Source organism: Niveispirillum sp. (genome assembly GCF_052437035.1).
Taxonomy (GTDB): Bacteria; Pseudomonadota; Alphaproteobacteria; order Azospirillales; family Azospirillaceae; genus Niveispirillum.
Genome location: NZ_JBQVOH010000049.1, coordinates 1 through 621 on the forward strand (window position 1 = coordinate 1; position 621 = coordinate 621).

Annotated in this window: 1 protein-coding gene; it reads right to left on the reverse strand. The window is 60.1% G+C overall.

The window, feature by feature from the left end; all coding sequences use genetic code 11:
* On the reverse strand, positions 1–621 hold a 621-nt coding region (locus ACT6Q8_RS25615; protein WP_444739493.1), incomplete at both ends, for an acyl-CoA dehydrogenase family protein.

Here is a 621-nt window from a genome sequence, read left to right on the forward strand (position 1 = left end):
TGCCCGTGCGGCGCATCGCTGATCCCGAAAATCGGCAGGTAGCGGCGGATATGGACGCCAGGCGTATTCGTCGGCACGAGGATCATCGACTGGCGCGCATGTCGATTCGGATTGTCGGGATCATTCTGACCCATGACGATCATGATCTCGCAGCGCGGATCGCCTGCACCCGACGTCCACCATTTGCGGCCGCTGACCACATAATCATCGCCGTCACGACGGATACGCGTGCCAATATTTGTCGCGTCCGACGACGCAACATTTGGCTCGGTCATCGCAAAGGCGGACCGGATCGTGCCGTCGAGCAGCGGACGCAACCACCGGTCTTGCTGCGCGGGTGTCCCATAGCGGACGAGTACTTCCATATTGCCCGTATTGGGCGCGTCGCAATTGAAGACTTCGGGGGCCCAATAGGACCGGCCCATGATCTCGGCCAGCGGCGCGTAATCGAGATTGCCAAGGTTCGCCCCCAATTCGCTGTCCGGCAGGAACAGGTTCCACAGCCCCGCGGCGCGCGCCTTGACCTTCAATTCCTCCAATATCTCCAGCGGCTGCCACTGGCGAAAATCATCGGGTTGCGCGAAAACCTGATCATAAATCATACGCTCGTTGGGATAGACG